The organism is Halorussus limi, from assembly GCF_023238205.1.
In the GTDB taxonomy this organism is placed as follows: Archaea; Halobacteriota; Halobacteria; order Halobacteriales; family Haladaptataceae; genus Halorussus; species Halorussus limi.
The window spans coordinates 1038793-1065739 of sequence record NZ_CP096659.1; the positions used below are offsets into that span (position 1 = coordinate 1038793).

Genomic DNA, 26947 nt, shown 5'->3' on the forward strand with positions numbered 1-26947 from the left:
ACGTAGAGCTACTGAATGGCTGACGAATCGGAGGCGACGGCCAGCAATCTCTCGCCCGCGGAGGACGCCGGGACGCCGCCGCGGGAGACGGAGGCGCTGAACGACCCGGCCGCGAGGCCGGAGGAGCCGCTGGAAGACGAGGAGATGCCGCTGGCCGACCACATCGAGGAGATGGTCAAACGCTTGGCGGTCGTCATCGCCGTCGCAGGGGTCGTTACCGCTGTCGCGCTCCCGGCCTCTGAACAGGTCATCAACTTCCTGTGGTACAACATCATCCCGTTCGACCAGCTCGGGGAGCAGGCGCGGCCGCGGCTCTACCACCCGCTCGCGCTGGTTCTGACCAAACTGAAGGTCGCCAGCCTCGCGGGCGTCATCGTCGCGCTCCCGGTGTTCGTCTACGAGACGTACCTCTTCATGCGGCCCGGTCTCTACCCCCACGAACGTCGCTACTACCTCGCCGCGGTCCCGACCAGCCTCGTGCTGGCGGTCGTCGGCGTGAGTTTCGCCTTCTTCCTCGTGCTGCCCGCGGTGTTCACGTACTTCATCTCCTACAGCAAGACGGCGGCCGTGCTCGCGTTCGGCCTGACCAAGACGTTCAACCTCATCCTGATGCTGATGGGCTATCTCGCGGTCGTGTTCCAGATTCCGCTGTTCATCATGCTCGCCATCATGATGGGACTGACGACCCGCCAGTGGCTGGCCGACCGCCGCCTGCTGTTCTGGGGTGCGTTCCTCGGCATCTCGTTCCTGTTCACCCCCGACCCGACCGGGATGGCACCCATCCTCGTCACGCTGACGATGATTACGCTCTTCGAGGGGACGCTGTTCCTCCTCAAGTGGACCGGAAACTGACCCCGTCGCACCTTTTTCGACCGCGCCAACGACTCGTTTCCACCGGCGTAACCGGCATATAACTAAGGGGAAGGAGTACCAACGGAGAGATAGCGTTCGCGCCTGCCACATAGCTCGCGTGCCAGCAGCTACAAACCGCAGTTCGCGTGCCAGCAAACTGCCACCCTGGGTGCGAACGCCCATGCCACTTTCTAGAACCAGACTGCCTAGCGGTGCGAATCGCGCTATTCCGCAGTCGGATACTCCGAGGCGAACACGTCTTCGACCAGCGGTTCGTCCTCCCCGGCCCCACCCGCGTCGTCTCCGCTCGCGGGTGTCTCGCCTTCGTCTTCCGCGCTATCAGTACCTTCGGGACTGACGCTCCCGGTCTGGTAGCCGTGGAGGTCCAGCGTCACGTGGTCGAAGCCGACGTCGGTCAGATGCTCGCGGGCGGCCGCCGCGAAGTCGGGGTTCAGCGCGGCCTCCAGTTCGTCCTCGCCGACCTCGATGCGCGCGAGACCGTCGTGGTCCCGGACGCGGAACTGCGAGAAGCCCCACTGACGGAGCAGGGTCTCGGCCTGCTCGACCCGCGAGAGTTTCGCTTCGGTCACTTCCAGACCGGTGGGAATCCGCGAGGAGAGACAGGCCATCGACGGCTTGTCGGCGACCGACAGGTCGTAGGCGTCGGCCAGTTCCCGAACCTCCTCCTTGTCGATATCGTGGGCCAACAGCGGCGAGTAGGCGTCCAACTCCTCGACGGCCTCCAGACCGGGGCGGTGGCCGCCGTCGGCGTCGCTGGCGTTCGTGCCGTCGCAGACCACCGGAAGACCGAGTTCGTCGGCGGTCTCGAACATCTTGCCGAGGCGCATCGTCCGGCAGTGGTAACACCGGTCGCCGTCGTTCGCCACGAAGTCGGGGTCGTCGAGTTCGGAGAACTCCGCGAGTTCGTGGCGGATGCCGATTTCGTCGGCGACTCGCTTGGCGTCGTCGAGTTCCGCCTCCGGCAGGGTCTCGCTCTTGGCCGTGCAGGCCACGGCGTCGTCGCCCAGCGCCTCGTGGGCCAGCGCCGCGACGACCGACGAGTCCACTCCGCCCGAGAACGCGACGAGTACGCCCTCGCGCTCGGCGAGGTCCTCCCGGACCGCCCGCGCCTTCTCCTCGATAGTAGCCATGTCCCGGCGGTTGGAGTCTGCGGGCAAAAAGTGCGTTGAACGCGGCGGTCGGTGTGAGTGAGCAGGTTACCCGTCGGAGATGCCGTTCAGCGGGCCCCGCGCCGACTCGCGAGCGCCGGAGGACCGCGTGAGGACCCACGAGCTTTTTTACCACGGGGTCGGTAGGAGTCGCCGAATGGAGTTGGAGGCGATACCGGGCGTCGGGTCCAAGACGGCGGCGGCGCTCTCGGAGTTGGACGACCCCGAGCGCGCGCTGGAGACCGGCGACGTCGCCGAACTCGCCAGCGCCCCCGGCATCACCGAGGGCCGAGCGGCGGCCATCGCGCGCGGTGCCGTCCGACGGCGTCACGACGACCCCGGCGGCTTTCTGGCGACCGACCGAGCCAAGGAGATATACCGCGACGCGCTCGGCCTGCTCAAGGACCGGACCGTCACGAGTTACGGCGAGAAGCGCCTCGAGACGCTCTACCCGAGCGGCGTCGAGTCGCGCATCGAGGAGGCACGCGAGTTCGCCGAGTCGGCGCTGGAACGGTCCCCCGACCCCGACGTGTTGGACGCGCTCGCCGACGTGGAACCGCTCTCCCCGCCCCGCGACGTGTCGGTCCGCGACCGGTGTCTGGCGACCGCCGACGCCGAGCGGTACACCGAGGCGAAGGACGCGATTCCCGAACTGAGCGTCGAGGTGGTCGAGGACGCCCGCGACCTCGCGGACCTCGCGCGGGGCTACTCGACGGTGGTCGCGCTCGACGAGGAGTTCGCCGGCGTGGCCGTCGACGGCGACGTGCGGGTCGAACCCGACGCGCTGGAGCGCCCCGCGGAGGTCGTTCCCGAGCGCGTGCTGGCCTTCTACGCCGCGAACCGCGAGTGTCTGCAGGCCGCGGCGCGGGTCCACCGCGCCGCCGGCATCGACCCGCCGCTGGAGTTGGACGCGCTCGAAGACGCGCTGGCGCGGGTGGACTCGGAGGGGACCGTCGTCGGCGACGACGAGTTGGACCGCCTCTCGCGGGCCGTGGACGACCTCGACGCCGCGGCCTCGACCGCCGAGAGCGTCGCCAACGACGCGCTCCGGGAGGCCATCGAGGAGCAGGACGTGACCGTCGAGGGGTCGGACCTGCTCTCGCTGGTCGAGCAGGGCGCGGGCGTCGACTCGCTCCTCGCCCGGGAGTTGAGCGACGAGTACGCCGCCGCGGTCGAACAGGCCCGCGAGGAGCTAATCGACTCGCTCGACTTGGACTCGGGCGAGGCCGAGGTCGCCCGCCGGGCGTTCTCCGAGGAACCGACCTTCCCGGTCGAACGCGACGAGGAGGTCGTCTCGCGGCTTCGCGACGACCTGCAGGCCGCCAAGGACCGCCGGGCCACCCGCCGGAAGCGCGAACTCGCGGCCGACCTCGCGGACCGCCGCGAGGACGCCGAGCGACTGGTCCGGACCGCGCTGGAGTTGGACGTGGAGTTGGCCGTCGCGCGCTTCGCTCGGGACTTCGACTGCGTGATGCCGGAGTTCACGGACTCGGGCTTCGAAATCGTCGGCGGGCGCTCGCCCCTACTTGACGTGTCGTTCGAGGCGGTCGAACCGGTGGACTACGACGTGTCGGGCGTCGCGCTCCTCTCGGGCGTCAACAGCGGCGGGAAGACCTCGACGCTCGATTTGGTCGCGCTCGTCGCTATCTTGGCACACATGGGCCTGCCGGTGCCCGCCGAGTCGGTCCGCATCGAGCGATTCGGCGAACTCCACTACCACGCCAAGACGCAGGGCACCCTCGACGCCGGGGCCTTCGAGTCCACGCTCCGGGAGTTCGCGGGACTGGCGACCGGCGGCGAGCGGTCGTCGGCGAACGGCCGGGCGAGCGCCGCCGACGGGTCGGGCGGGGCCGACGGGACGAACGGCGCGAACCGACTGGTGCTGGTGGACGAACTGGAGAGCATCACCGAACCCGGCGCGAGCGCCAAGATAATCGCCGGAATCCTCGAGGAGTTGCGCGGCCGGGACGTGACCGGCGTGTTCGTCTCCCACCTCGCGGCCGAGATTCGGGAGATGGCCGACTACGACGTGCCGGTGGACGGCATCGAGGCGAAGGGACTGGAGGACGGCGAGTTGGTCGTGAACCGCTCGCCGGTGAAGAACCACCTCGCGCGCTCGACGCCCGAACTCATCGTGGAGAAACTGGCCGGGGACTCCGACGGGGAGTTCTACGACAGACTGCTGGAGAAGTTCTGAGAGTCGGCCGACTCCACCTCCACCGGAAACGAAGGGCCGGACGGCGAGGTGCCGCAGGTCGGGCGACGAACCACCTCGTCGCCGGAGAGGTCCGGCGGCTGACAGCCGGTCGGCTCAAGTGACTTCGGCCGAGTCGAGAACCTCCAAATCGGCGTGTTGGAACCCTCTATGCGTTAATATTTTTAGCTGCCGAAAGGTTAAGTAGCTGGGACAGCGAGGTGAAAGTGATGGCAGACGACCCCGAGGAGGGGATGCTCTCGTGGGACGAGTCCGTGTTCCGAGACGAACACGTCTTCGAAATCGACTACGTCCCGGAGACGTTCGCCCACCGCGAAAGCGAGATGCGGAGCCTGAAGTACGCGCTCCGCCCCGCCGCGCGTGGATCCCGGCCCCTGAACGTCATCACCCGCGGTCCGCCCGGCACCGGCAAGACCACCGCGGTCCAGAAGGTGTTCGGCGAACTCGGGACCCAGACCGACGTCCGGACCGTCCGGGTCAACTGTCAGGTCGACTCGACGCGCTACTCGGTGTTCTCCCGGGTCTTCGAGGGCATCTTCGAGTACGAACCGCCCTCCTCGGGCATCTCGTTCAAGAAGCTCTTCCGCCAGATTACCGAGAAACTGGTCGAGGAGGACGAGGTGCTGGTGGTCGCGCTCGACGACGTGAACTACCTCTTCTACGAGGGCGAGGCCTCCGACACGCTCTACTCGCTGCTGCGCGCCCACGAGGCCCACTCCGGCGCGAAAATCGGCGTCATCGTCGTCTCCTCGGACCTGAACCTCGACGTCATCGAGGACTTGGACGGCCGGGTCCAGAGCGTCTTCCGACCCGAGGAGGTGTACTTCCCGGTCTACGACCGCGAGGAAATCGTGGACATCCTGCGCGAACGCGTCGAACGGGGCTTCCACGAGGGCGTCGTCTCCACCGAGGTGCTGGACGAGGTGGCCCGACTCACCGCCGAGAGCGGCGACCTCCGGGTCGGCATCGACCTGCTCCGGCGCGCGGGCCTCAACGCCGAGATGCGCGCCAGTCGGACCGTCAACCTCGAAGACGTAGAGCAGGCCTACGAGAAGTCGAAGTACGTCCACCTGAGCCACAGTCTACAGGCGCTCTCGGAGAGCGAAATCGAACTGCTCGAAGTCATCGCCGAGAACGACGGCGAGCGTGCGGGCGACGTGTACGACTCCTTCCACGACCAGACCGGACTCGGCTACACGCGCTACTCGGAGATAATCAACAAACTCGACCAACTCGACATCATCGACGCGACCTACACCAACGTCGAGGGTCGCGGGCGCTCGCGGCAACTCTCCCTGCGCTACGAACCCGAGGCCGTGCTTAATCGACTCGAAGGAAGTTAGGCGTCGGCCACGGGTGCGTTGGCGTCGCTCCCCGGATTACGCGACGACTGTTACTCGCGACGTGGACGCAAAATAAGGACCGCAGTAGCGAGCGTGCGGACTACCGCTGGGTGACTTCTATCTGGACGCCGGACGGCACCTCCACCTCGATGAGGTCCCCGGAGAACGCGAACCGGTCGTCGCCCTCGCCGACCGTGCCCTCGACGCGGACCCTGTCGCCCGTCCGGGACACTTGGTCGACGGCCGCGCCGCCGTCCTCGTTGGGTTCGAGTTCTTCGAGGTCGCCCGTCACCTCGAAGACGTAGTTCATCTGCTGGTCGGTGTTCGGACTGGAGACGATAGCTTGCTTCGTTAATTGGCCGTCCTGCGCTTGGTCGTCTTCGGCCTGGTCGTCCTCGGCCTGGTCCTGTTGGCTCTCCATTCCGGTCCGCTGGCGCACCGCCTGCATCAGTTCCGCGAGCGTTCCGCTCGTCTGGAAGTCGGAGACGACGGCCTCGCCGCCCTCCGTGACCTCGGCGAACGAGAGCTCGAACTGGGCGCTCCGGAGCGCCTCGAGCGTGTTGGCCGCGGTGACGCCGGCGTCGGCCGCGGCCGACTTGATGGCCGAGAGCGTCAGGTTCCCCTCGGCGCCCAACTGGCGCACCTGCGAGAGGAACTCGATGTGGGGCGCGGGAATCGTCTCGGGCGGCATGATGTTCAGCATCAGGTCGCTGAACTCGAACGTCCGGCCGGAGACCTTCGCGGTTCCGCTGGGCGAGGAGATGGCGAACGTCGTGCCCTCGAGTTGCATCGTCACGTCGCTGGCCGTGAGCGTGGCGTTGCGGCGCTTGATGGTGAGTTCGCTCCACTCCGAAGCGCCGAGCGACGCGAGCGCCGACAGCGACGCGCCGCCCGCCAAGAGGTCGCGGGTCCCCGAGGGGACGACGCTCCCGACCGTGCCGGTCGCGACGACCTTGTTCGCGAGGAGCGAACCGTCGCTCCTGACCGGGCCGAGCGTGACCTGAAGGCCGCTCGCCGGGTCAACGTCGGCCTCCGCGAGCGCGGAGAGCAACGGCGACAGCGACTGCCCCTCGTAGGCCTCGACCATCGCCGCCCTGACCGTCGCGTAGGTCTCGGCCGACACGTCGCTCACGTCGACGCGCGTGCGGGCTATCGACAGCGACTTGCTCCCGGTCTCCATCGACCAGTCGTTCAACTGCAACCGCATCGTGCCGTTCTGATAGCGGAACGTGGCGCGGCCGACCGACGCGGTCGCCTCGCCGAGGTCCACGGACACGTCTTCGATCTGCAACGGTTCGGTCTCCTGTGCGGATGCGTCGGCCGCCACGCTCGATACGCCACCGAGCGAGAACGTTGCGGTTGCGAGCATCGCGCCGAACTGACGCCGTTTCATGCTTCTCACGCCGCAGTTCTAATCCGGACACTCGAATAAATCGGAGATACCGTTTCAATCGTTCACGGAAATAAGCCGGGTTTTCCACCGAGATAATTCGCGACACTTCGAGTCCGGCGCGTTCGACGCCGGTCGCGGTCGGACGCGCGTACTCCGTCGATAACAGCGTGTTACAGTAATCGGTCTGTCGTTAGGGTGGCCGTAGCCCGACCGAAACGGGCCAAAATCCCGTGTTTACTCGGGCGGTCGGTCACGCCGGTCGGCGGCGATGTACCCGACGGCACACGCCTTCGAACGGCGGCGCACCCGACGGTGCGCGACTTCGAACGTCGTCGTGAATCGACGCAGGTAGAACCTCAGCAGTCGGTGATGGACCGCCGACGCGGAATCTCAGTCGTCGGTGGCGGACTCGACCGCGGTCGGGTCGTCGCGGCGCTCGCCGGTCTGGAGGACGAAGGTTCGCTCGGGCGGCGGCGCGGCCCGCAACTCGACGGTCTTGGCGAGGTAGTAGTACTTCCGGTTGCCCCGCTCGTAGTGGGCGACGAGTCCGGCGTCCTCCATCTTCGAGAGGTGGTGAACCGCGGTCTTGCCGTCCATGCCGACCGTCTCGGCGAGTTGGGAGACGTACTGGGGTTCCCGCGAGAGTTCCCGGACGATTTCGATTCGGGCCTTGCTCCCGAGCAGGTCGATGAGCGACACGGTGTCGCTGGTACGTCGTCGCTCCTCAAAAGTAACTGGGCGGTCAGCGGGGCGAGTGACGGTCGCGAGACCCCCGAGAGGACTGGGGAGACTCGCATCGAGAGCGCAGAGGAGATCGACACCGAGAGGCCGGGTCGTATTAGGCGCGCCGGGCCGTAGCGGACGCCATGGGGGACCGGGTCAATCTGCCCGACGACAGGGACCGACAGCGAACGACCGTGACCGACGGCTTCTTCGAGCGAGAAATCCACCTCTCGCGGGAGGCGACCGCGAACTTCCTGCGGGACTTGGCCGACCAAATCGAGACCGACACGAGTCTCACGCTCTCCTCGCAGGAGTGGGAGATTCCCTTCGACTACCGCGAACCGGTCGAAGTCGAAGTCGAGTTCTCGGGCGGGCGCGAGTCCGAGTTGGAGGTCGAACTGGAGTTCACCGAACCGCGCGGGGGCGAGGAACTGAGCGTGGAGTGACCGCCGAGGCAAAAACTGCGCTCGCGTCCTCGCTGTCTGTCGCATCGACCGCGTCCGAACCTGCGACACAGCGACCACGCCGCCGGCCGCTGGAGGGAGACGAGAACCTATTTATATCCTATGTTACAATTTCGGCCTCCATGTCCGAAGACGGCGAACACGACGAGGACCCTGCAGCGTGGTGGGACGAGGCCTACGACAGCGACGACCCCGCACCGTGGGACACCGACGAGCCACAACCGGCGTTCGTGGACCTCGCTGCCGAAGGGAGGTTGGACGGTCGCGTCCTCGACATCGGATGCGGAACCGGGATGCACGCCCGCTGGGCCGCCGAGCGCGGGCACTCGGCCGCGGGCACGGACGTGTCCGAACGCGGAATCGAGCGCGCCCGAACGCGCGCTGACGACTCGGACCTCGACGCGACGTTTCGGGTCGCCGACGCGCTCGACATGCCCGACGACCTCGGCCCGTTCGACACCGTACTGGACAGCGGCCTCTTCCACGCGTTCGAGACCGCCCAGCGCGAAGTCTACGCCGACGAACTCGCAGGGCTCGTCTCCGCTGGCGGGCAGGTGTGGCTCGTCGGGTTTCGAGAGGGCGCACCCGAGGACTGGGGGCCGAATCCCTTCGGTCGGGCCGACGTGCGCGGGGCTTTCGCTGGTGTGGAGTGGACAGTCCGCGAGATGCGTGATGTCGAGTTCGAGACGCGCGAGGCGGCGGTGCCGGGACTGCTCGCTGTGGTCGAGCGGGCGTAATCGGATGTCGGACTACTCGTACCGGAGCGCGTCGATGGGGTCGGTCTTGGCCGCGTTCCACGCCGGGTAGAGTCCCGCGACCACGCCGACCAGAATCCCGACGGCCACCGCGATGGCGAACCACTCGTAGGGCAGGACGAGGCTCAGACCGATGTACTCACCGGCGGCGTAGGCCCCGCCGATGCCGACCGGGATGCCCACGACCGCGCCGAGCAGGCCGAGCATCACGGACTCCAGCAGGAACAGTTGGAGGATGTCGCGGTTCTGCGCGCCGACCGACTTCATGATGCCGATTTCCTTGGTGCGCTCGGTGACGCTGACCAGCATGATGTTGGCGATGCCGATGGACCCGACGACCAGCGAGATGACCGCGATGCCCGTGATGAAGTTCGTCAGGGTGTTCAGAAGTTCCTCTATCCGGTCCACGAGGTCTTGGTCGGTCTGGACCGAGAAGGCGTAGTCGTCGGGCACGAGTCGAGACGCGTCCGACTCGTTGGCGAGGTACGACTGCGCGCCGGCCTTCACCTCCGGGACCGCCGCGAAGTCCTCGGCGACGACCGTGAGCGTGGGGTAGACGCGCTGGCTCTCGCCGGTCGTCGGACTCTCGACGGTCGTCCGGTAGAACGGGTCGGTCGGCACGAAGACCAGCGGCTGAGAGCCGCCCAGTCCCTCGAAGGCCCCGCCGCCCGACGAGCCGTTGAGCAGGCCGACGACCTCGGCCTCGACGGAGTCGCCGGAAGCGAGCCTGAGCGTGACGTTCTGACCGACGTTCACCGAGGGTTCGAACAGGCTGGCGGCCTGCTGGTTCAACACGACCTCGCGCGACCCCTGCCGGAAGGCTCGGCCCTCGACGAACGCGCCGTCGTCGAAATAGCTCGGCGAGGTGGCGATTACCTGTCGCTGGGCGACCGTCTCGCCGCCCGCCGAGATGGCCGCGGTGGGTACCACGCCCCGCGGGACCACCGACTCGACGCCCGAGACGTTACGGAGCGCGTCCACGTCGCTCGCGGTGAACACCGGTTGCGAACCCGCGCCCGGCCCGCCCTCCTCGCCCTCGGGTCCGGCCCAGACGTAGACGTTCGGCGTGCGGTCGGCCCCGACCTGTCCGAGAACGTCGGCCCGGAGGCTGGTTCCGAGCGTGACGAAGGTGATGACCGCCGCGACGCCGATGACGATGCCGAGCGTCGTCAGCGTCGAGCGGAGTTTGTGGCTCCTGATGGACCGCCAACTGAGGCGGAGGCTCTCTGCCAACTCCATCAAGGGAGTTCCGACTCAACGCGCCGGGGCGACTCTATCTCCTCGACCTTCTCGACGGTCCCGTCGAGGACGTGAACCACGCGCTCGGAGTGTTCGGCGATGGGTCGCTCGTGGGTGACCATCAGGATGGTGTTGCCCTCGTCGTGGAGGCGCTGGAACAGGCCCATTATCTGCTGGCCCGTCTCGCTGTCGAGGTTCCCGGTCGGTTCGTCGGCGAGGATGATGGCCGGGTCGGCCGCCAGCGCCCGGGCGATGGCGACCCGCTGGCGCTGGCCGCCCGAGAGTTCGTTCGGCCGGTGGTCGCCCCGGTCGCCGAGTCCGACCTGCGAGAGCAGGTCTTCGGCGCGGTCGATGCGCTCGCTCTTCGAGACGCCCTGAAAGACCAGCGGGAGCGCCACGTTCTCGGCCGCGGTGAGTTTCGGCATCAGGTTGAACGTCTGGAAGACGAAGCCGATTTCCTCGCCGCGGGCCGTCGTGCGCTCGCGCTGAGAGAGTCCGGAGGTCTCTCGGCCGTTGACCCACACCTCGCCCTCGGTGGGCGTGTCGAGACAGCCGATGAGGTTGAGCAGCGTACTCTTGCCCGACCCGCTCGGCCCCATGACCGAGGTGTACGACCCCTTCGGAATCGACAGGTCCACTCCGTCGAGCGCGTGAACCGGTTCGCCGAGGAAGTAGGTCTTGCGCACGTCGCGGAGTTCCACCGCCGCCTCGCGCGACTCTCGTTGCGCCTCGTCGCCCCCGTCGTTTCTGGGCCCCGACCCCTCGTCCGCGTCGGACCCGGTGTCCGAGTCGCTGGCAGCCATTGTTTCGGGTGATACGGGCGGCGTCGCCAAAACACTAGCGCCCGTTGCGACCCGAAACGTTCCGTTGCCCGCCCTCGGCGGGTGAATCGCCCCGGCCCTCCCGCCGGCTCCATCGCGCGCCTTCGACCAGACTTTTCACCCGCGGCGACCGACGTGGAGACATGAAATCGACCGGCGGAAGCGACGCGGAGAAGCGCGCGGCGGGCGAGAGCGCGGCCGAAGCGGTCGAAGACGGCACGGTCGTCGGTCTCGGCACGGGGTCGACCGCGGCCCACGCGATTCGGGCCGTCGGCCGGCGGGTCGACAGCGGACTCGACGTCCGCGGGATTCCGACCTCGTTCCAGTCGCGACAACTCGCCAAGGAGGCCGGGATTCCCCTCACGACGCTCGACGAGGCCGGAACGGTGGACCTCGCCATCGACGGGGCCGACCAGTTCTCCGGCCCGCACCTCGTGAAGGGCGGCGGCGCGGCACACGCCCGCGAGAAAATCGTGGACGCGGCGGCCGACCGCCTGCTGGTGGTCGCCGATCCGAGCAAGGCCGCCGAGCGACTCGACCACTCGGTCCCCGTCGAGGTCCTGCCCGACGCCAGAACGACGGTGGCCGCGGAGGTCCGGGGACTCGGCGGGTCGCCGACGCTCCGGAGCGCCGAGCGCAAGGACGGCCCGGTCGTGACCGACAACGGCAACCTCGTGCTGGACTGCGAGTTCGGGACGATTGCCAACCCGGCGGAACTCGCGGCGGACCTCGCGGGACTCCCCGGCGCCGTCGAACACGGCCTGTTCGTCGGGATGGCCGACGAGATTCACGTCGGCCGCGAGGACGGTGCGGACGTGAAGACCTTCTGAGTCGCGGTTTTGAGTCCTCTGGCGGTTCGTCTCGCGTCTCGGCCTTTCGCCTCTCGACCTTTCACCTCTCGGCGCCTCGCTCGCGCTCGCCGTTCGACGGAGAAGCTACGAGCTACGGAACAGTGGGTGCAATAAAAGAAACGTGACGGTTCCCGATTTACAGGTCGCGCGGCTGGACGGTCTTTCGGTCGTTGGCTTCGGCGCGGCGGCCGGCCTCGTCGAGGAGTTCGTCGACGCGCTCGTCGAGGGCGTCGTAGAAATCCGACGCGACGTTCTTGTCGTCCAGTGCGTCCTTGACAGCTGCTTTGACGATGAGGTCTGCCATACGGGCTTTTCTTTCCTGCCACCCCTAATAAAGCTTCTCAAATCTCCGGGCTAACGGGCCTGTGTCGTTCAATTCCCGGTCATCTATCAAGAAGGCCAAAAATACTAAATACTAGCGAGTTGTGTGCCGCCGGCTCGCCGGGGTCGGAGGATAGGAGTACGTAGAGTGCCCAGAGTCGGACATGCGCGAATTACTGGAAGCCGTTGCGGCGGGCGAGGTGAGTCCGGCCGACGCCGAGGCGCGACTCGCGGGGTACGCGACAGACGAAGCGGGGCGGTTCGACGCCGCGCGAGAGACCCGGAGAGGCATCCCGGAGGCGATTCTGGGCGACGGGAAGACGCCCGAGGAGACCGCGTCGCTCGCCGCGACCGCGGTCGAGACCACCGGGCGGGCCATCGTGACGCGGACCGACGACGACCAACAGCGGGCGGTCCGGCGGCGACTCGCCGACGACCACCCCGCAGCCGAGGTGACAGTTCACGAGCGGTCGGCGGTCGTGGTCGCCCACGCCGCGGACTTCGAACCGCCCGACCTGAGCGCGACCGTCGGCGTCGTCACCGCGGGCACGAGCGACGCCGTTCCCGCGGGCGAGGCCGCGGTCCTCGCAGCGGAGACGGGCGCGACCGTCGAGCGAATCGACGACGTGGGCGTCGCGGCGCTGACCCGCATCGTCGACCAACTCGACCGACTCCGAGACGCGGACGTGCTAATCGTCGCCGCGGGCCGGGAGGGCGCGCTTCCGACCGTGGTCGCGGGACTGGTCGACACTCCGGTAATCGGCCTACCCGTCTCGACGGGGTACGGCCACGGCGGCGAGGGCGAGGCCGCGCTCTCGGGGATGCTCCAGTCCTGTTCGGTGCTGTCGGTCGTCAACGTCGACGCGGGATTCGTCGCGGGCGCGCAGGCCGGCCTGATAGCCAGAGCGGTTGACGGCGGCGGGTCGTCCAGTGACAGCGCCGAGAGCGACGAATCGACCGATGGCGGCGGGAGTGGGAGAGCGACCGACTCAGACAGTAACGGCGACACCGTCTCCGAGTAGCTCCCGACCGATACGCCGCCTTACCGCGATACAACGGACTGTTACAATCGGCGTTCTCGGATTACGTCCGAGAGAATGAAACGGAACTTTCGGAAATGTTCTTTGCGTTTCCGAAAAAGCGATTTGCAGTTGAGAAGGATTTTTGGTGGTGCGGCGCGAAGGTCGAAGTGCTGGCAGCGTCCCTGCCAGATGAAACCCAATGCCAAAGTGTGACCACTGTGGCGCGCACGTCTCCGAACAGTTCGTCCGAGTGTTCGCCGACGAGAACGGTGACGTGCGAGCGTGCGTCTCCTGCTCGGCGAACGCCGGAATCGCAGAAGTCGCGCGTCAACGCGCCAGAGAGGCCGGAGCATAGCCCGCCTCGCGAGCGGGAACAGAAACGATAAGAACCACCACGCGAAGCCTGTAAGGCGTGTCGGTCCACTGGGCTTACGTTATCGAGTGCGCTGACGGCAGCTTTTACACGGGCTATACCACCGACGTAGAGCGGCGTGTCCGCGAACACGACCGCGGCGAGGGCGCGAAGTACACCCGCGGACGCACTCCGGTCGAACTCGTCCACGCCGAGGAGTTCGAGACCCGGTCGGCGGCGATGTCCCGCGAGTACGAAATCAAACAGCTCTCGCGCCGGCAGAAAGAGCGGTTGGTCGAAGGCGACGGCGACTGCGAGGGGTGACGGGTCCGCTCACGCCAGCGGGTCGCCCTCGGGCGCAGACACTGGGAGGCCGACCAGTTCCGCGCTCCGCTCCCAGAGGCGTCGCCGGAGCGCCGGGTCGTCGGCCGCGCTCGCAGCAGACGACTGCTTCTTCCGGTCGAAGTACGCGCCCGACACGTCGGCCACGTCGTCGCTCGTCGCGAGGTAGACCAGCGCGTCGGCGGCCCCCTCGACTCGCTCGAAGGGACCGACCGGCGCGACGCTGGCCGCGAGAGCGGCCGCGCTCGTGAAGACGCGCGAGAACCCCGTGGCGTTCCGGACGAGGTTCGTGTTCGGAATCCAACCGGGATGGACGCAGTTCGCGGTGACGCCCGCGCCGTCCAGTCGAGCGGCCAACTCGCGAGTGAACAGGACGTTCGCCAGTTTCGAGTCGGCGTAGGCGTCGAGTCCGTCGAAGTCCTCGCCGCGAACGACCGCGTCGAGGTCGGCCAGTGACCCTCTCTCGTGGAGACCGCTGGTCGTCGTGACGACTCGTGCGGGCGCACTCTCGCGCAGGCGCGACGCGAGGAGGTTCGTGAGCAGGAAGGGCGCGAGATGGTTGACCGCGAAGGTGAGTTCGACGCCGCCCTCGGTCGTCCGGCGCTCGCTCCGGGAGGTCCCGGCGTTGTTCACCAGTACGTCGAGGCGGTCACGGTCGGCGCGGACCTCGCGGGCCAGTCGCCGGACCGCGTCGAAGTCCGCGAAATCGACGGGGTAGAACGCGCCCTCGCTCTCGGGGTGGGCGCGCCGGACCTCGGACAGGGCCGCTCGCCCCGCGTCGCGGTCCCGACCTGTGAACAGAACGGTCGCGCCTCGCTCGGCGAGTCGCCGGGCGGCCTCACGGCCGATACCGCTCGTGGCGCCGGTCAGGAGGACGACGCGACTCACGGCGAATCAGTCGTCCGCGTCGGCCTCGGTCTGGTCGCCGTCGGCGCTCTCGACCTCGTCCACTCCGGCGTCGGGCGCGGTCACGTCGGGGTGGATGAAGGCGTACTCGACGGCCTGTTCGCCGAGTTTCCGGACGCGCTCCGCGATGTCCTCGTCGGTGATTTCGCCGTCGGTTATCTTGTTCCGGGCGCTCCGGACGCCGACCTGATGGGGCAGGACCCACGCGTGGACCCCGCGGGCGGTGATTCGCATGTGGTCGAGCGTGCTGGCGAACGACCCGCCGCCGGCGGACGCCAGCAGGCCGACCGTGGTGTCCTCGTACTCGTCGAATCCGCAGTAGTCGTGGACGTTCCGGAACGCCGCCGAGTACGACCCATGGTAGACCGGACTCCCCCAGATTACCGAGTCGGCCTCCCGAATCTTGCGCTTCAACTCGGTCGCGGCGGGCGGTTCGTCCTCGTCGGGGTCGAAGACAGGGAGGTCGTACTCGCGCACGTCCAGCAGTTCGGTGTCGGCACCGCGCTCGGCCGCCGCGTCGAGGGCGTGGGTCAGGGCGATGCGGGTGTAGCTTCCGTCGCGCATACTCCCGGAGAGCGCCACGACGACGGGGGTTCGAGTCATCTTGGTCGGTGGTAGGGGTCTGAGAAGGAAAACAGTTTCCGGAACCTCGTTTCTGTAAAAATTGTGAGAATACCGGTGGGCGCTCAGCGTCGCTCCGCTTTCGGCGTCGCTCGGGGCGCTCGGTCGTCGCGCTCGCGGCGGCGGGTCGTCACCGGCACGTCGCCTTTCGGCTGAAGCGTGACCGCCGCCGAGAGGTCGAGGTCGCCGTACTCGCGCTCTATCGTCCACTCGTCGGCCATCGTCGCCAGCACGAGTTGGGCCTCGGTCATGGCGAACTGCTGGCCGATGCACCGGCGGGGACCGCCGCCGAACGGGAAGAACGCGTACTCCGGCCGGTCTCGGCTCTCGCCGTCGAGCCATCGCGACGGCCGGAACGCCTCGGGGTCGTCCCAGAACCGGTCGTCGCGGTGGAGGACCCACGTCGGCAGGACGAGCATCGACCCCTCCGGGACCGCGTAGTCGCCGAACGTCACCTCCTCGGCGGGTTCGCGCCGAATCTCGTGGGCGGGCGGGTAGAGGCGCATCGCCTCCCTCACGACCGCCTCGGCGTACTCGAACTCGAACACGTCCTCGACGGTCGGGCGCTCGTCCACGACGGCGTCGACCTCCTCGCGGAGTCGGGCCTCGGCCTCGGGGTTGCGCGACAGCAGGTCCCAGACGTAGGTCAGCGTGAGCGCGGAGGTCTCGTGGCCCGCGAACAGGAAGGTCAGCATCTCGTCGCGTATCTGGTCGTCGCCCATCTCGGCGTCCGCGTCGAGCAGCATCGCCAGCAGGTCCTCGCGGTCGGTGTCGGCGCGGCGGCGCTCGTCGATGATGTCGTAGACCTGCGCGTCGAGGTGGTCGCGAGCGCGGTTCGCCCGCCGGAGGAAGGGCACGGGCGCCCAGTCGGGCGCGAGGAAGGTGACTGGCTGGTTCTGGGGCTTCATTGGTTCCTGCATCGCCTCGACCGCGTCGTAGATGCCGCGGGCCGCCAAGTCGATATCCTCTCCGAACATCGATTCCACGAGGATTTCGAGCGTCGTGCGCATCATCTCGTCGCGGAGGTCCACCGTGCCGCCGTCGCGCCACCGACCGACGGTGTCCTCGGTCCGCGAGACCATGACGTCGGCGTAGTTCTTGATGTTGCTCATGAAGAACGCGGGTCGGATGGCCTCGCGCTGGCGCTCCCAGCGGTCGCCCTCGCTGGTGAGGAGACCGTCGCCGACGATTTCGCGGAGTTCGTCCGTGCTACTGTCGTGCTTCGGGAACGTGTCGGTGTCCTCCAGCACGCGCTTGACGTCGGCGAGGTCGGTCAGCATGTAGGCGTCCCAGCCGATTATCTCGAAGTTGACCACTCTGCCGTACTCCTCGGCGCAACGCTCGCGGAAGTCGCAGGGGTCGCGCGCCCACTGGTGGGTGTTGCCGACGAACGGCAGGCCGCGCGGCCCCGGCGGAGTTCGTGTCGTCATGTGCGAACGTAAGGGAGCGTGCGGCCTGACTCTGCTGCCGTGGATACGCGGCTTCTTTATCAGGGGCGACCGTAGCCGAACCCGTGCGATACGCGCGAGTCCGAGTCACGCCGACCGAGGGAACGGGCGACCATCCGCTCGGCGCGCGCCTCGCCGAAGTCGAGGGGGTCGAGCGCGAACGAGTCCACCGCATCGAACTCCTCGACGACGGCACCGGCCTGTTGCTGGCCGAGGCGAGCGGCGACCGGGACCGGTACGAGCGAGTGCTCGCCGACAGCGAGTTCGTCCACGACTACGCCGTCACCGGGGCCGAGGGCGACTGGTACGCCTACGTCCACTTCGAACCGAACGAGCGCGTCAGGGAGACGCTGGCCGCGTTCCGGGACTCGGAACTGATGGTCGAGATGCCGATCGAGGCCCTGCCCGACGGCGCGCGCGAGATTACCTTCGTCGGCGACGAGGACGCCTTCGCGGCCGCGATGCCGACCGACACCGACCACTACGAGGTCGAACTGCTGGAGACCGGCGAGCGTCCGCCGCGGGCCGACGACCTCTTCGCCCGCCTCACCGAGCGCCAGCGGGAAGTGCTGGACGCCGCGGTCGGACTGGGCTACTACGAGAACCCCCGGCAGGCGACCCACGAGGACGTGGCCGACGAACTCGGCGTCTCGCCGGGCACCGCGGGCGAGCACCTCCGGAAGATAGAGTCGCGAGTGTTCGCGCAGTTCGCCCGCGAGCGGTGAGGCGGCGTCGCCGGGGCGCGAATCCGGGCGCTACGGGGTCGGCGTGCGACCGGCCCACGCGGTGGTTTTTTCGGCCGGGGTGGCGACGTTGGAGGTATGGAGACGCCGATTTCGTTCGGAACCGACGGCTGGCGAGCGACGCTCGACGAGTTCACCGCACCGCGCGTCCGGATGGTCGGGCAGGCGGTCGCCGACTACCTCCGGGAGGTCGAGGACCGCGACGGCGGCACGGTCGCGGTCGGCTACGACGCCCGCGAGACCTCGCGCGGGTTCGCCGAGGAACTGTGCCGCGTGCTGGCGGCCAACGGGTTCGACGCGCTGATTCCGCCGCGGGACTGCCCGACGCCGCTGGCGGTCTGGACCATCGCGGACCGCGAGTTGGCGGGCGCGCTGGTGGTGTCGGCCTCCCACAACCCGCCGAACTACAACGGCGTGAAGTTCTTCCCCCACGACGCCGCGCCCGCCCTGCCGGACGTGACCGACGAAATCATGGCCCGCATCGCCGAACCCCGCGCGCTCCCCGACGACGAACAGGGGAGCGTCCGCGAGGAGGACCTGCTGGAACCCTACGCCGAACACGTGTTCGACGTGGTGGGCGTCGGTCCCGACGAGGACGGAAATCTGGACGACCTCGAAGTCGTCTACGACGCGATGCACGGGTCGGGCCGCGGGTTCACCGACGAACTGCTCGAACGCGCCGGGGCGACCGTCCACCGGCGGCGCTGCGAGCGGGACCCCGAGTTCGGCGGCACGAATCCCGAACCCAGCGCCGAGAACCTGCAGGGGTTGGTCGAGGAGGTCCGCGAACGCGACGCCGACCTCGGCATCGCCAACGACGGCGACTCGGACCGCATCGCCGTCGTGACGCCCGACCGGGGCTTCCTCGACGAGAACCTCTTCTTCGCGGCGACGTACGACTACCTGCTCGAAAGCGACTCGGGACCGGCGGTCCGGACCGTCTCGACCACCTTCCTCGTGGACCGGGTCGCGGAGGCCCACGGCGAGGAGATAGTCGAGACCGCAGTCGGCTACAAGTGGGTCGCCGAGGCGATGGGCGAACACGACGCGCTCATCGGCGGCGAGGAGTCGGGCGGGTTCTCGATTCGAGGCCACGTCCGCGAGAAGGACGGCGTGCTGATGGCGCTGCTCGCCGGTGCGGTCGAGAGCGACCGCTCCTACGACGACCGGGTGGACGGCCTGCTCGACGAGTTCGGCGAGATTCACCAGAGCAAGGTCAGCGTGGACTGTCCCGACGACCGAAAACAGGACGTGCTGGCCGCCCTCGAAACCGAACTCCCCGAGGAGGTCGGCGGCGAGCGCGTCGAAGAGGTCAACGACACCGACGGGTTCAAGATTCTGCTCGAAGACGGGTCGTGGCTGCTGGTGCGGCCGAGCGGGACCGAACCCAAGATGCGAATCTACGCCGAGGCCGCGAGCGAGGACAGGGTGTCGGAACTGCTGGACGCCGGGCGCGAGTTGGTCGAGCCGTTGGTCTAAGGTTCGCTCTCGCCGAGGTCCAGCATTCCGCCGGGGTTCGCGTAGTAGACGTACGCCAGTCCGAGACCCAGAAGCACCGCGACCAGTCCGAGTACGTCGCTCGCGCCGACCGTGAACCCGTCGGCGAGCACGATGTAGGCCATCACGGCCGCGAACGCGGTCCAGATGACGGCGACTCGTCGGCGTCGTTGCTCGTCCATGCACGGTGGAGGGGCGTCGGGGAAGTTGGGTCTGTTGGACTCGTCCGGCGCGGTTTGGCGCATCTGCCACGGTGTAGAGGCGTTTGGAACATCTCTAGATTTCTTTTACAATCACACATCATTGTCTGAGGCTTCGATACCGACCGCCGGACGTGACTGATAGCAGTCGGCGTCGCGTCTCCCCGGTCAGTCACGCCCCGTCGGCGTCGTAGCGCCCGCGGAGTCGGTCGGCGTCGCTCTCGCTCCGCGAAATCTCGAAGCCCAGCGAGTCGTAGAACGGCCGGACGCCGGGGTCGAACGCGGCGGTGAGTGGCGCGCGGCGCTCGGCCGCGGCGCGGACCAGCGCGGCCCCGACGCCCTGCCCGCGGCGGGCGCGCCGGACCGCCACGGCGTCGATGTGCGCGGCGTCGCCGGTCACGGTGGGCGCGGCCTCGTCGGTCGCGTCCGGCCCACCGTCGCCGTGCGGAACCAGCACGAGCGCGCCGATAATCGGCCCGTTCTCGCGGTCTCGCTCGTTAGCGACCAGCACGTCTCCGGCGTCGATTCGCGCTTCGAGGTCGTCGCGCACGTCGAGCATCGCGGCGTCGAGGACGCGCCGGACGCCGAGTCGGTCGTCCGCGGTGGCCTCGCGGACCGCGACGCGGTCCGGGCCGTCCGCGCCCCGGTCCCCGCTCATTCCCCGTCTGCGAGCATGCGGTCGACCATCGCCAGCACGTCGTCCACCGACGGCCTGTCGGCGGGCTTGTCGCCGCGGTGGACGGCGAACAGTCGCAGGTCGCCGCCGCGGCCGTCCAGAATCGCGGTCTCGGGAAGCCGACCCACGAGGTCGTGGAGACCGCCGAGTTTGCCCAGTCGCGTCGGCTGGCCGTACTGCTCGGCGACCGACTTGTCGGCGTCGGCGACCACCGGAAACGGCGAGTGGGTCTTTTTCTGCCACTTCTCGGCCTTCTCCCGCGACTCGGGCAGGACCGAGACGACCGCGGCGTCGCGCTCGCGGAACTCGCCGTACCGGTCGGCCACCTCCTGAACCTGCTGGCGGCAGTTCCGACAGCGGTAATCGCGGTGGAACAGCAGGACGACGGCGGCGTTGTCGTCCGGCGGCGTCTTGCTGGCCGTCCGGCGTCGCCCGACGGTGTCGGGGTCGGCCGCGAGGTCGGACAGACGGAGCGGGTCGGGCCCCGCGCCGGCGTTGGGCAACTCGAAGTCGAGTTCCGAGACCCCGAGGTCCCGGCGCTCGCGGTCGAATTCGTGGACGAGTCCGGCCTCGACTTCTTCTCTGGGGCCGCTCCCGCCCTTGATGAGTCGAAGCACTTTCACGTGGTCGGTCTCGACGGGTTGGTCCTCGGGCACCGGGCGGCCGTCCACCATCACCGAGACCTCGTGGGGGCTGAGGTCAACCTCGGCCAGCAGGTCGGCGTAAGTCGCGTCCTCGACTTCGAAGTCGTGGCTCCCCTCGCCGACGACTTCGACGGTCACGTTCATGCTAGCGAGGTTCCGCGTCGCGAGTGGTAAGCGTGTCGGGAGTGGCGGAGAGCGTGCATCGCGTTCGCGGCGGTCCGAGAGTGCTTCGGGAGCGTCGATCGAATCCGGAGGGAGCGGCCGCTTTGCGAAAATCTATGGAATCCACGACGCTACGTTCGCACGATGGACGTACTTCTACTCGGCGCGAGCGGACGCATCGGTCGACGAACCGCAGACGAACTGCTGGAGCGCGGCCACGCCGTCACCGGCGTCTCCCGGAGCGGCACCGTCGAGGAGGTCGACCACCCCGCCTTCGCCGCCGTCGCTGGCGACGCAACCGACGCCGACGACGTGGCCAAGCTCGCAGCGGGCCACGACGCGGTCGTCTCGACGCTCGGCCCGTCGGGCGAGGAGGACCCCGCGGTCCTCACGGAGATGATGGAGGCGGTCATCGACGGACTGCGGCGCGCCTCGGTCGACCGACTCGTCTGGACCGGCGGCGCTGGCGGCCTCGAAGTGGCCCCGGACACGAAACTGGTCGAGACCGACGACTTCCCCGAGGAGTGGGAGTCGCTCGCGCGGGCCGCCATCGACGCCTACGATGTCCTCCGGGAGGCCGACGACCTCGACTGGTCGTACGTCGCGCCCGCCGCCGTCATCGAACCCGGCGAGCGGACCGGCGAGTACCGCACCGCCGAGGGCGAACTCGTCGCCGACGAGGACGGCGACAGCTACATTTCGATGGAGGACTTCGCCATCGCGCTCGCCGACGAACTGGAGGAGGAGAACGCGGTCCACACCTACCTCGGGACCGGCTACTGACCGGCGGCTTCCGACGCGCCCCGATTGCACTGCCGAGAACCCGCGGTCGGACGCGGAATCGTGCGGGGCGGCGACCCCGCGAGCTACACCGCCGTCTCGCGGTCGTACTCGTCCGCCCGGCGACTGCGCCGCTTCCGCAGGCCGCCCCAGACGCCCGCGGCCAACGCGCCGAGGCCGAGCAAGAGGACGACGAACTGGAGCAGGCCGCCGAGAATCGGGACGAAGCCGACCAGCGAGACCACCGCGAGACCGACCGCGAGCGCGACCCACCTGCTGTCGCCGTCGGCGAGTCCGACCAGCCATCCGCCGAGCGCGAACGCGCCGTAGACGTATCCCAGCCACAGCGCGAAGCCGTAGAGCAGTATTCCGAGGAGACCGAGCGGAATCCCGACGAGCGAGATGAATAGCAGGACAAGCAGTACCGGAACCCCGACGAACAGCAGGAGACCGACTCCGGCCGACCGGAGCGGGTCCGCGGCGGCCCGGTCGGCGACGCCCGCGGAGAACCGCGGGAAGACCAACAGCGCAATCGCGCCGAGGACGAAGTTCGCGACGAACCCGTACACCGCGCCGACCCAGTTCGGGAACAGCGGCCCGGTGAACCCGACCCCGAGGTCGAGGTCGGGTTCTCGGCGGACCTCGCCGTCGATTCGGGCGCCCGGCGCCCGGTCGAGGTCGCCGTCGTAGACGAAGTCGCCGCCCACGGCCGCGCTCGGGCCGAGTCTGATGGTTCCCGCACCGACCCGCGCGGTCCCGCCGATTTCGCCCTCGACCACGGCGTTGCCGGTGGCGGCCTCCAACTGACCGCCGATTCGACCGCCCTCGGCGAGGAGGAAGTTGCCGCCCGCGACGTTGGCGTCGCCGGTCACGGTGCCGTTGACCCGGACGTTCCCCGCGAAGGCGTCGAGGTCGCCGTTCACCCGCCCCTCCACGAACACGTTGCCCGCGAACGCGGTCACGTCGCCGTCGACCGTGCCCCGAACGACGACCGTCCCGCCGAACGCGGTCAGGTCCTCGGCGACCGTCTCGCCCTCCTCGACGACGACGGTGCCGCCGCTCCGGGTCTCGTCGGCCGCGACCGGCGCGGGCACCGCGGCGAGGACGACCAGCACCGCGAGGAGGAACGCGTATCGCTTGTCCATGTCGAACCTGTCGGCGGGTCGGTGGATAGTAGTTTCGCGGTTATCGTCAAAACCGAAGGTTAAGCCCGCCCTACGGGCCGACGAGTCGGAATGTCGAGGAGACGGGGCCAAACGCTCCGGGGAAATCGAGCGTCGGTCGGGGTCGGAGTCCGACGCCGGCGGGGGACGGCCGGCCGGAACCTCGGGGAGTTTAAGACCGGGAAGCCCCACGTCTCTCTCATGAGCGAGGTCGAGAGCGAGGCCGACGAGGTGGCCGAATCGGACGAGGCCGTCGAACCGGACGAGGCGGCCGAGGCCGGGCGCGACGAGATATGGATCGAGAAGTACCGGCCCGAGCGACTGGACGAGGTGGCGGGCCACGAGGACATCACCGAGCGCCTGAGCCGATACGTCGAGCGCGACGACCTGCCGAACCTGCTGTTCTCGGGACCGGCGGGCGTCGGCAAGACGACTTCGGCGGTCGCCATCGCCAAGGAACTCTACGGCGACGACTGGGAGAGCAACTTCCTCGAACTCAACGCCTCCGACCAGCGCGGCATCGACGTGGTCCGGGACCGCATCAAGAACTTCGCGCGGTCGTCGTTCGGCGGGTACAACTACCGCATCATCTTCCTCGACGAGGCCGACTCGCTGACCAGCGACGCCCAGTCGGCGCTCCGCCGGACGATGGAGCAGTTCTCGTCGAACACCCGGTTCATCCTCTCGTGTAACTACTCCAGTAAGATTATCGACCCCATCCAGTCGCGGTGCGCGACGTTCCGGTTCGGCCCTATCTCTGACGAGGGCGTCACCGAGCAGATTCTGAAGGTCGCCGAGCAGGAGGGCATCGAGACCACCGAGGACGGCGTCGAAGCGCTGGTCTACGCCGCCGACGGCGACATGCGCAAGGCCATCAACGCGCTACAGGCCGCGGCCGTGATGGGCGAGGTCGTCGACGAGGAGGCCGTGTTCACTATCACCAGCACGGCCCGCCCCGAGGAGATAGAGGAGATGGTCACTCACGCCATCGAGGGCGACTTCAGCAAGTCGCGCTCGATTCTCGACGACCTCCTGACGAACAAGGGGATGGCGGGCGGCGACATCATCGACCAACTCCACCGGTCGGTCTGGGAGTTCGACCTGAGCGACGAGGCCACGGTCCGACTGATGGACCGCGTGGGCGAGGTCGATTACCGCATCACCGAGGGCGCGAACGAGCGCGTCCAGTTGGAGGCGCTGCTGGCGTCGCTGTCGCTCGAACAGAATTAGAGCGGGACTGACGCCGACGCAATCGACCGTTTCTGACCGTTCGGCGCGAGCGACGCGCGTTGCTCCCGAGAAAGCCGGCGTTGTGAGGAAAAACGGTTCAAAACGGCCACCTCTCTTATACCTCAGACCGGTGTAGCCCCGAAGGAGTACACATGGGACGCTATCCGCGAGAGGCACGGGACGCGCGCTTGAAGTGTATCGAGTGCAACGCGCCCGTCGTCGAGACGGTCGAAGGAAGTTACGCCTGCGTGGACTGCGGTGCCGCGCCGATTAGCGCCCGGTCGAACGCGACGGCGTCCGCCTCGGAGGACGCGCGGTCTCCAGCGGACGACTGACCGCCGTTCGGGCGCGCCGACACCGGCGACCGACCGTCACTCGGCCGCACCGACACGAACCATATTTTTGTCACTGGTCGGCGAAGGAGCGTGCATGAGCAACGCCCGTCTCGACCCGACGACAGACGCGCTCGCACTCCTCGAATCGCTTTGCGCTCTCGGCCATCGATGACCGCGACGCCATCCATCCGGACCGAGTCGCTGACGAAGCGGTACGGCGACGCGGTCGCGGTCCGTGACCTCACCCTCGAAGTCGAGCGGGGCGAGGTGTTCGGCTTTCTCGGGCCGAACGGCGCGGGCAAGACCACGACGATGCAAATGCTGACGACGCTGACCCGGCCCACCGCCGGCGAGGCGTGGGTCGCGGGCGAACCGGTCACCGACCGGGACGCGGTGGTCGAACAGTTGGGCTACCTGCCCGAGGAACCGCCCGTCTACGACGAACTCACCGGGCGCGAGCAGTTGGAGTACGTCGCGGGCCTCCGGGACCTGCCCGACGCCGAGGCCGACCGAACGATTCGGGACCTGCTGGCGCGCTTCGACCTCGCGGCGGACGCCGACGACCGCATCTCGACCTACTCGAAGGGGATGAAACAGAAGACCGCGCTGATTCAGGCCCTCGTCCACGACCCCGCGGTGCTGTTTCTGGACGAACCCACCTCGGGGCTGGACCCCCGCGCGGCCCGGACCGTCCGGAACCTGATTGCGGAGTTGCGCGAGGAGGGGATGACCGTCTTCCTCTCGACGCACATCCTGCCCGTCGTCGAGGAACTCGCCGACCGCGTTGGCGTCCTCCACGACGGCCGCCTCGTCGCCGAGGGGTCGCCCGAGTCGCTGACCCACCGGGCCGAGTCGGGCGAGGAGTCCACGCTCGAAGAGGTGTTCCTCGAAGTGACCAGCGAACGCCCCGAGGAGACGGTCGCCGAGGGGTCCTCCGAGTACGCGCGATGAAGGTCCCGAACCTCTCGCACGCGACGCGAATCGCCCGGGTCGAGGTCCGGCGGAGCGTCCGGGCGGTCCGGTCGAGCAACACCCGGACCGCCGCGTTCGGCGTCGCGCTCCTGTTCTGGGTCGCGCTCCCGACGTTCGGCGGCGGCTTTCTGGCGTACCGACTCGGGCAGGAACTCCCCGAAGTCCCGTTCGGGTTCCCGGTGCTGGACGCGGTCCGCGGCGGGGCCGCGGTCGGATGGGTCGGACTCGCGGCGCTGGCGGCGGCCCGGACCGCGGGCAAGAAGGGCGAACTCGACTCGCCGGAGGGCGTTCTGACGACCGTGCCCGCGCGGGACGCCGCGCTCGGCCTCCTGCTCGCGGAGTACGCCCGGATGGCGACGGTCGCCGCGATTCCCGTAGTGACCGTCGCCGCGGCGCTCGCGGTCGGCGCGGGCGCGGTCGCGCCGCTTCTCGCGGTCCCGGCGACCGCCGCGGTCCTGCTCGGGGTCGGTCTCGCGGTCGGCTTCCCGGTCGGCATCGGCGTCAAGTGGATCACGCTCAGGACCCCGTGGTTGGCCCGCCACAGGACCGCGCTGTTGGTCGCCGCGTTCGCCCTCTACTTCGTCGCCATCACGTCGGAGGCGTTCGACGACGTGGTTTCGGTCCTCCAGCGCGCGCTCCGGGACACGCCGCTGGCGTGGTTCGGCGACGCCGCCCTGCTCGGTCTGCCGGGCATCTCGGCGGTGCCGGTCCACGCGGTCGGCGCGGCCGCGCTGGCGGCGGTCCTGCTCCCGGCGCTCGCGGCCGTCGGACTCCGCTCGGCGACCACGCTCTGGTACACCGACCGAGCGCAGACGACGGGCGACGAATCGGACCGCAAAACGGCCGACGGGGCCGCGAACGGCCGCGTCGGCGCGACAGGTGAAGATGAATCGAGTGCGGGCGAGCGGACGGGCGCGTCGAGCGTCGGCGAGCGTGCGCTCGCACCGCTCTCGGGGGTCCTCGCCCGGCCGACCCGAATCGTGACGCTCGCGGTCTGGCGCCGGACGAAGCGCTCGCCGATTCGACTGCTCTACGTGGCCTACCCGCTGTTCCTGCTCTACGCGCCGCTCCGGACCGCGTTCGAGACCGGCGTCTCGACCGTCCTGCCGGTGGTGTTGGCGCTCTACGGGACGTGGGCCGCGGGCGCGACGGTGCTGAACCCGCTGGGCGACGAGGGGTCGGTCCTGCCGACGACCCTGCTGTCGGGCATCGACGGCCGCCAGTTCGTCGCGGGGCACGTCCTCTCGGCGGCGCTGTTCGGGGTGCCGGTCGTGGCGCTGACGACCGCGGTGGCGGGCGCGCTGAGTCCGCTCGCGCCCGCGAAGTGGCTGACAGTCACGGCCGCGACCGCGGTCCTCGTGGTCTCGGGCACCGTGCTGGCGGTGGCGGTGGGCACCCTCTTCCCGCGGTTCGGCACGGTCGAGGTGTTCCGAAGCCGCGAGGTCACGATGCCGAGCAAGGGCGCGTTCGCGGCCTACTCGCTGGCGCTCGTCGGCGGAGCGGTCGGCGCGATGGTCGCGCTCCTAGCACCGCTGGCCGGATTCGCGGCCGGAGTCGTCGGCGTGCCGGCGATTGCGGTCCGAGCGGTCGGCGGCGTCCTCGCGGTGTCAGTCGGCGTCGTCGGTCCGGCGGCGGGGTTCCGGTGGGCGGCCCGGAAGTTCGAGACGTTCGTGGTGGACTGAGCGCGTCGGGACCGTCTCGCATCGCC

29 protein-coding genes and 1 pseudogene are annotated in these 26947 nt (G+C 68.7%); 16 read left to right on the forward strand and 14 right to left on the reverse strand.

Annotation, left to right across the window (positions count from 1 at the left end):
• Positions 1-15: 15 nt before the first annotated feature.
• Positions 16-852 (forward strand): twin-arginine translocase subunit TatC, encoded by an 837-nt coding sequence (gene tatC, locus M0R89_RS05405; protein WP_303657512.1) that lies wholly within the window; start codon positions 16-18, stop codon positions 850-852.
• 224 nt (positions 853-1076) lie between these two features.
• On the opposite strand, the gene larE is transcribed toward tatC, so the two are convergent.
• Positions 1077-2003, reverse strand: a complete 927-nt coding sequence (gene larE, locus M0R89_RS05410) for an ATP-dependent sacrificial sulfur transferase LarE (RefSeq protein WP_248651544.1) — start codon at positions 2001-2003, stop codon at positions 1077-1079.
• A 175-nt stretch (positions 2004-2178) separates the two neighbouring features.
• Between larE and M0R89_RS05415 the strand changes: the two genes are divergently transcribed.
• Both M0R89_RS05415 and M0R89_RS05420 read left to right on the forward strand, forming a co-directional pair.
• Positions 2179-4218: a MutS2 family protein gene (locus M0R89_RS05415; RefSeq protein ID WP_248651545.1), complete on the forward strand. Its 2040-nt coding sequence runs from the start codon at positions 2179-2181 to the stop codon at positions 4216-4218.
• Positions 4219-4445: 227 nt separating this feature from the next.
• Positions 4446-5579 (forward strand): ORC1-type DNA replication protein, encoded by a 1134-nt coding sequence (locus M0R89_RS05420; RefSeq protein ID WP_248651546.1) that lies wholly within the window; start codon positions 4446-4448, stop codon positions 5577-5579.
• Between the two features lie 100 nt (positions 5580-5679).
• Here the strand turns inward: M0R89_RS05420 and M0R89_RS05425 are convergent, their stop codons facing one another.
• Positions 5680-6972, reverse strand: coding sequence for a hypothetical protein (locus tag M0R89_RS05425; protein WP_248651547.1), 1293 nt, complete (start codon positions 6970-6972; stop codon positions 5680-5682).
• Between the two features lie 390 nt (positions 6973-7362).
• Positions 7363-7671: an ArsR/SmtB family transcription factor gene (locus M0R89_RS05430; protein WP_248651548.1), complete on the reverse strand. Its 309-nt coding sequence runs from the start codon at positions 7669-7671 to the stop codon at positions 7363-7365.
• Between the two features lie 167 nt (positions 7672-7838).
• Here M0R89_RS05430 and M0R89_RS05435 point away from each other — a divergent pair, with 167 nt between their 5' ends.
• Together M0R89_RS05435 and M0R89_RS05440 are read left to right on the forward strand one after the other, a co-directional pair.
• Positions 7839-8141, forward strand: coding sequence for an amphi-Trp domain-containing protein (locus tag M0R89_RS05435; protein ID WP_248651549.1), 303 nt, complete (start codon positions 7839-7841; stop codon positions 8139-8141).
• Positions 8142-8281: 140 nt separating this feature from the next.
• On the forward strand, positions 8282-8896 hold the full coding sequence (locus M0R89_RS05440; RefSeq protein ID WP_248651550.1) for a class I SAM-dependent methyltransferase: 615 nt from the start codon (positions 8282-8284) through the stop codon (positions 8894-8896).
• A gap of 12 nt (positions 8897-8908) precedes the next feature.
• On the opposite strand, the gene M0R89_RS05445 is transcribed toward M0R89_RS05440, so the two are convergent.
• Both M0R89_RS05445 and M0R89_RS05450 read right to left on the reverse strand, forming a co-directional pair.
• The gene (locus tag M0R89_RS05445; RefSeq protein ID WP_248651551.1) at positions 8909-10153 is read right to left on the reverse strand and encodes an ABC transporter permease; all 1245 of its coding nucleotides are present in this window, start codon (positions 10151-10153) and stop codon (positions 8909-8911) included.
• Positions 10153-10956, reverse strand: a complete 804-nt coding sequence (locus tag M0R89_RS05450) for an ABC transporter ATP-binding protein (protein ID WP_248651552.1) — start codon at positions 10954-10956, stop codon at positions 10153-10155. Before M0R89_RS05450 ends, M0R89_RS05445 begins: the two co-directional genes overlap by 1 nt.
• A 161-nt stretch (positions 10957-11117) precedes the next feature.
• Between M0R89_RS05450 and rpiA the strand changes: the two genes are divergently transcribed.
• Positions 11118-11804 carry a ribose-5-phosphate isomerase RpiA gene (gene rpiA / locus M0R89_RS05455; protein WP_248651553.1) on the forward strand — a complete coding sequence of 229 codons (687 nt, stop codon included), beginning with the start codon at positions 11118-11120 and terminating at the stop codon, positions 11802-11804.
• A 157-nt stretch (positions 11805-11961) separates the two neighbouring features.
• On the opposite strand, the gene M0R89_RS05460 is transcribed toward rpiA, so the two are convergent.
• Complete coding sequence (locus tag M0R89_RS05460; protein WP_248651554.1) at positions 11962-12129, reverse strand: DUF1931 family protein; 168 nt, start codon at positions 12127-12129, stop codon at positions 11962-11964.
• A 181-nt stretch (positions 12130-12310) separates the two neighbouring features.
• On the opposite strand from M0R89_RS05460, the gene larB reads away from it, so the two are divergent.
• The 3 genes from larB (at position 12311) to M0R89_RS05475 (ending at position 13844) form a co-directional block, all read left to right on the forward strand.
• The gene (gene larB / locus M0R89_RS05465; protein WP_248651555.1) at positions 12311-13168 is read left to right on the forward strand and encodes a nickel pincer cofactor biosynthesis protein LarB; all 858 of its coding nucleotides are present in this window, start codon (positions 12311-12313) and stop codon (positions 13166-13168) included.
• A gap of 199 nt (positions 13169-13367) precedes the next feature.
• Positions 13368-13523, forward strand: coding sequence for a DUF7563 family protein (locus M0R89_RS05470; protein ID WP_248651556.1), 156 nt, complete (start codon positions 13368-13370; stop codon positions 13521-13523).
• Between the two features lie 57 nt (positions 13524-13580).
• On the forward strand, positions 13581-13844 hold the full coding sequence (locus M0R89_RS05475; RefSeq protein ID WP_248651557.1) for a GIY-YIG nuclease family protein: 264 nt from the start codon (positions 13581-13583) through the stop codon (positions 13842-13844).
• A 9-nt stretch (positions 13845-13853) separates the two neighbouring features.
• Here the strand turns inward: M0R89_RS05475 and M0R89_RS05480 are convergent, their stop codons facing one another.
• From M0R89_RS05480 to M0R89_RS05490, 3 genes are all read right to left on the reverse strand, one after another.
• Complete coding sequence (locus M0R89_RS05480) at positions 13854-14750, reverse strand: SDR family oxidoreductase (RefSeq protein ID WP_248651558.1); 897 nt, start codon at positions 14748-14750, stop codon at positions 13854-13856.
• A 6-nt stretch (positions 14751-14756) separates the two neighbouring features.
• Entirely contained in the window at positions 14757-15371 is a 615-nt protein-coding gene (locus M0R89_RS05485; RefSeq protein WP_248651559.1) for an NADPH-dependent FMN reductase, read from the reverse strand.
• Positions 15372-15454: 83 nt separating this feature from the next.
• Positions 15455-16819, reverse strand: a complete 1365-nt coding sequence (locus tag M0R89_RS05490) for a cytochrome P450 (protein WP_248651560.1) — start codon at positions 16817-16819, stop codon at positions 15455-15457.
• Positions 16820-16902: 83 nt separating this feature from the next.
• Between M0R89_RS05490 and M0R89_RS05495 the strand changes: the two genes are divergently transcribed.
• Together M0R89_RS05495 and M0R89_RS05500 are read left to right on the forward strand one after the other, a co-directional pair.
• Complete coding sequence (locus M0R89_RS05495) at positions 16903-17562, forward strand: helix-turn-helix domain-containing protein (protein WP_248651561.1); 660 nt, start codon at positions 16903-16905, stop codon at positions 17560-17562.
• Positions 17563-17658: 96 nt separating this feature from the next.
• Complete coding sequence (locus M0R89_RS05500; RefSeq protein ID WP_248651562.1) at positions 17659-19059, forward strand: phosphoglucomutase/phosphomannomutase family protein; 1401 nt, start codon at positions 17659-17661, stop codon at positions 19057-19059.
• Here M0R89_RS05500 and M0R89_RS05505 read toward each other — a convergent pair.
• The 4 genes and pseudogenes from M0R89_RS05505 to samp2 form a co-directional block, all read right to left on the reverse strand.
• Entirely contained in the window at positions 19056-19259 is a 204-nt protein-coding gene (locus M0R89_RS05505; protein ID WP_248651563.1) for a hypothetical protein, read from the reverse strand. The genes M0R89_RS05500 and M0R89_RS05505 overlap by 4 nt on opposite strands.
• Before the next feature lie 190 nt (positions 19260-19449).
• Positions 19450-19935 (reverse strand): GNAT family N-acetyltransferase, encoded by a 486-nt coding sequence (locus tag M0R89_RS05510; RefSeq protein WP_248651564.1) that lies wholly within the window; start codon positions 19933-19935, stop codon positions 19450-19452.
• Positions 19932-20570, reverse strand: coding sequence for a peroxiredoxin family protein (locus tag M0R89_RS05515; protein WP_248652322.1), 639 nt, complete (start codon positions 20568-20570; stop codon positions 19932-19934). Before M0R89_RS05515 ends, M0R89_RS05510 begins: the two co-directional genes overlap by 4 nt.
• Positions 20547-20741, reverse strand: a pseudogene (gene samp2 / locus M0R89_RS05520) (ubiquitin-like small modifier protein SAMP2); the annotation flags it as partial. The gene M0R89_RS05515 and the pseudogene samp2, both read right to left, overlap by 24 nt.
• A 162-nt stretch (positions 20742-20903) precedes the next feature.
• On the opposite strand from samp2, the gene M0R89_RS05525 reads away from it, so the two are divergent.
• Entirely contained in the window at positions 20904-21542 is a 639-nt protein-coding gene (locus tag M0R89_RS05525; RefSeq protein WP_248651565.1) for an NAD(P)-dependent oxidoreductase, read from the forward strand.
• An 83-nt stretch (positions 21543-21625) separates the two neighbouring features.
• On the opposite strand, the gene M0R89_RS05530 is transcribed toward M0R89_RS05525, so the two are convergent.
• Positions 21626-22684, reverse strand: coding sequence for a bactofilin family protein (locus M0R89_RS05530; protein ID WP_248651566.1), 1059 nt, complete (start codon positions 22682-22684; stop codon positions 21626-21628).
• A 249-nt stretch (positions 22685-22933) separates the two neighbouring features.
• On the opposite strand from M0R89_RS05530, the gene M0R89_RS05535 reads away from it, so the two are divergent.
• The 4 genes from M0R89_RS05535 (at position 22934) to M0R89_RS05550 (ending at position 26921) form a co-directional block, all read left to right on the forward strand.
• Positions 22934-23932 (forward strand): replication factor C small subunit, encoded by a 999-nt coding sequence (locus tag M0R89_RS05535; protein ID WP_368408898.1) that lies wholly within the window; start codon positions 22934-22936, stop codon positions 23930-23932.
• Between the two features lie 152 nt (positions 23933-24084).
• Entirely contained in the window at positions 24085-24267 is a 183-nt protein-coding gene (locus M0R89_RS05540; protein WP_248651568.1) for a hypothetical protein, read from the forward strand.
• Between the two features lie 168 nt (positions 24268-24435).
• The gene (locus tag M0R89_RS05545; RefSeq protein WP_248651569.1) at positions 24436-25218 is read left to right on the forward strand and encodes an ABC transporter ATP-binding protein; all 783 of its coding nucleotides are present in this window, start codon (positions 24436-24438) and stop codon (positions 25216-25218) included.
• The gene (locus M0R89_RS05550; protein WP_248651570.1) at positions 25215-26921 is read left to right on the forward strand and encodes a hypothetical protein; all 1707 of its coding nucleotides are present in this window, start codon (positions 25215-25217) and stop codon (positions 26919-26921) included. Before M0R89_RS05545 ends, M0R89_RS05550 begins: the two co-directional genes overlap by 4 nt.
• The last annotated feature ends 26 nt before the right edge of the window (positions 26922-26947 follow it).